The sequence below is a fragment of the bacterium genome (genome assembly GCA_024228115.1).
Classification (GTDB): Bacteria; Myxococcota_A; UBA9160; order UBA9160; family UBA6930.
On sequence record JAAETT010000549.1, the window covers coordinates 1 to 3,250 of the forward strand.

Annotated in this window: 3 protein-coding genes; all 3 read left to right on the forward strand. The window is 61.3% G+C overall.

What is annotated here, in order from left to right; translation table 11 throughout:
* Positions 1-596: 596 nt before the first annotated feature.
* The 3 genes from GY937_22780 (at position 597) to GY937_22790 (ending at position 2,829) form a co-directional block, all read left to right on the forward strand.
* Positions 597-1,697, forward strand: a complete 1,101-nt coding sequence (locus tag GY937_22780) for a tyrosine-type recombinase/integrase (GenBank protein MCP5059539.1) — start codon at positions 597-599, stop codon at positions 1,695-1,697.
* 6 nt (positions 1,698-1,703) lie between these two features.
* Complete coding sequence (locus tag GY937_22785) at positions 1,704-2,159, forward strand: hypothetical protein (GenBank protein MCP5059540.1); 456 nt, start codon at positions 1,704-1,706, stop codon at positions 2,157-2,159.
* Between the two features lie 67 nt (positions 2,160-2,226).
* Positions 2,227-2,829, forward strand: coding sequence for a hypothetical protein (locus GY937_22790; protein MCP5059541.1), 603 nt, complete (start codon positions 2,227-2,229; stop codon positions 2,827-2,829).
* The last annotated feature ends 421 nt before the right edge of the window (positions 2,830-3,250 follow it).

Genomic DNA, 3,250 nt, shown 5'->3' on the forward strand with positions numbered 1-3,250 from the left:
ACTAGTGCCGTGGTTCGATCCATCTTGACGGTGGTGCCATCCCGAGATCGCCCCACAGCAGGACTCGTCGTGTCGCTGGTCAACCCGCGGGGGAGCGCAGGATGGTAGGACCACCTGAATTGGCCGATACAAGGGACTAGACTCTCGGGTGAAACCTCTTCGCCGACTTCTGGAATGTACCGCAACTCCGGGAAACCCTGGTGCGCAGCCCACCCCACCGTCGCTGAAACGGTCAGCGCTCCAATTGCGACTATGAAGGGTGTCGCTGCTGTTCCTGTTGCAACGCCCGCAACGGAAATCGCGACGCCTCCGAGACTCAGCAGGCCTGATGCAGCCCCGAGGCTGCCAACCGTGCCCCGTGGCCACTCTGACCAGGCCCGACTCTCTCTCATTCGCTCTGTCCCCGCTGGCATCGAAGCCATCACCACGGCGAGTGTGGAAGCGCCCGTTCATGGGCGCCACACGAGCTGCAGCGTCGGCACGAAAGTAGCACCGCGGGTAGCCTCGATGGTAAGTATCTGTATCGACGCGAAGTACGGCATCTAGTTGATAATGAGGGAGGAAATTAGTAAACATAATGTATATTATCTACATCAATGCCCAATTCCACCCGCCGCGGCAAAGCAAACGCCAGTGAAACAATCCACCGCTTTACTCCGATCCAAGAGCGTCTGAGGGTCAAGACGGCGTTCGATTTCGAGGGCCAGGGGCTTCCGTCGCCGGCTCAGGCCTACCTGGATTCGCTCGATTCGCCGGATTCGAAGCGAAACATGGGGTACGCGCTCGATGTCTTCGCGGCGTTCTTCTCGGGCGGCCGGATCGGCCGGAACGAGATCCCCTGGCACCAAATGACGCCTGAGCACCGTGACGCGCTCCGCGCTCATCTGGTCGAGCGCTACCAAGAACGGAATCGGTTCGGACGAAAACGAGCCAGCCCGGAGAGCGTGAACAACCGGCTTGTCGCGTGGCGCCAGGTTCTCAAGCATGCCTGGGACAAGGGCCTCATGTCCGGTGAGGCTTACCAGCACACCGCCAACGTGAAGGTCGTGAAGGGACAGCGGCAGAAGAAACGAAAGTTCGTTCCGGAGGAGCATCTCGCACGGGTCTTTCAGCACTGTGCCTTGGACCCCAACCGCCCCGCTGGGGCGCGCGATGCCGCCCTCCTCTCCCTCCTCTTTGGGTGCGGGCTGCGGCGGTTCGAGGCGATTGGACTCGAGCTCGAAGACATCGATCGGCAGCCTCACGGCTGGACGCTCACTGTTGTGGGCAAGCGCAACAAGGAACGGACCGTGGGAGTCCCGATCGGTGCGGCCGCCTTCGTGCGGGACTGGCTGGATATCCGTGGCCTCGAGCCAGGCCCCCTCTTCTTCCCTATCCGCAAGAACGGCTTCGTCGTTGTGCAGGATCGCCCGATGACGGTGAAGGTCGGCAACGACATCGTCGACAAGCGCTTCCTGGCGGCTGGCGTCCCAAAGATCTCCCCTCATGACCTTCGTGCAACCAGCACGACCATCCTCGCGGGCCTACTCGATGTCTTCCAGACGATGGATTGGGCAGGACACGAGGATGCCAACACGACGCGAGGCTACGTGGTCGCAGCGAACAACTTGGCCCAACAGATTGCTGAGAGGCTTCGCGTGCCTCACTTTGAGGACACCGGACGTTCGAGCTCGCTCTCGTGGGAGAGGCTCCGGTAGCAGGAAATGGTGGATTGGATCGACAAGGTGGGCTTGCCCGAGGTTGTTTTTTTCACCGAAGAGCAGCTGCTCAAGCACGACCTCTCGAACCTAGATTCGTTCAAGTTCCTTCCTCTACCGAAAGAACGCTTCGCCGGCACCTGCACCTACCCGAAGCGGTTGAAGCCTCGTTCCCGGACGTTCGTCCACGGCTACAGGATTCGGTGCTCGCTTCGCGTGGAGGCCCCATATCCTCATCGAGAGGAGATCGTCACGGGAACCGAGACCGTCTCCGGAAACGAGTGGCGCTACCTGACGGCAAAGCTCGACTTGGAAGACCTCGAGGAAATGGCGGTCTTCCTGGCCGGCCACGAGGCGTTTCACTTCCTTCGCCACTCCCGCCAGATAACCGGTCGAAACACCGAGCCGCAGGCGAACCTGCATGCGCTGCGCTGGCTTCAGGAGTGGAAATGCCGTACGTAGACCCAGGTGGCCGTCCCCGTTTGAACGGAGGCCAAAACAACGGGGAGCCGGTGGTTATGAGGTGGCCATGACTGCCGAACGATGCGCGCTGGTATCTGTCTCTGACAAGCGGGGGATTGTAGATTTCGCGCGCGGGCTCTCAGAACACGGATTCGAGATTCTCTCAACCGGAGGCACGGCCCGAGCTCTTCGCGACGAGGCGATCCATGTTCGGGACGTCTCGGACTGCACGGGATCGCCCGAGATCATGGGGGGCCGAGTCAAGACCCTGCACCCTCGGGTCCACGGAGGCATCTTGATGCGGAACAACGGGCAGGATCCGTTCCAGCTCGAGCAGATCGGCGGGGCTCCGATCGATCTCGTAGCCGTCAATCTCTACCCCTTTCGGGAAACGGTGGCGCGGGGGGCCTCCCGCGATGACGCTATCGAAACCATCGATATCGGGGGACCCACCATGGTTCGCAGCGCTGCCAAGAACCACTCCCGCGTCACAGTGGTCGTCGACCCGGATGACTACGACGACGTGCTCACGTCGCTCGGAGCAGGCGGCCCAGACCTCTCGCTTCGGATCCAGCTAGCGACCAAGGCCTTCTCTCACACGGCTGCCTACGATGACGCGATCGCGACCTATCTGGGCGGGAAGCAGCGATCGCATGAGAGCAAGAGCTGAGGCAGCGCGGAATCCGGTTCTCCTGCATCTTGAATCCTCAATTCCCTGCTCTGGCGGGCACTTATGCACTGAGTCCGAGAACGTGCATTATGGAAACTAGAGGTCGCGAGTGTCATACGTGCGGCCGCCAAGCCTCTGCCGTCGCGAGTGAAGTCAGTGCTGAGGGGCTCCGTGACGCCTTCGACCCCGCACTAGCATGATCGGCACCAGCGCGAGTGCGAGTTCAAACCCGATCCCGCACCCCTGTTGCACCGCACATTGGGGCAAGGTGCAGAGAAGCGCACATTGCCTCGAGTCGTTCGCGTTGATCAAGAGATTCCTGTCCGGATCGCGCGCATCAAAATCGCTGACCTCCTCCCCCCGCCCGGCCATGAGTAGCGTCAAATCGGCCGTGTTGATCTGTCCGTTCCGGTCGATGTCG

Coding starts and splice junctions, on each gene's coding strand:
- GY937_22780 (MCP5059539.1), top strand. CDS start 597: ATGCCCAATTCCACCCGCCGCGGCAAAGCAAACGCCAGTGAAACAATC.
- GY937_22785 (MCP5059540.1), top strand. CDS start 1,704: ATGGTGGATTGGATCGACAAGGTGGGCTTGCCCGAGGTTGTTTTTTTC.
- GY937_22790 (MCP5059541.1), top strand. CDS start 2,227: ATGACTGCCGAACGATGCGCGCTGGTATCTGTCTCTGACAAGCGGGGG.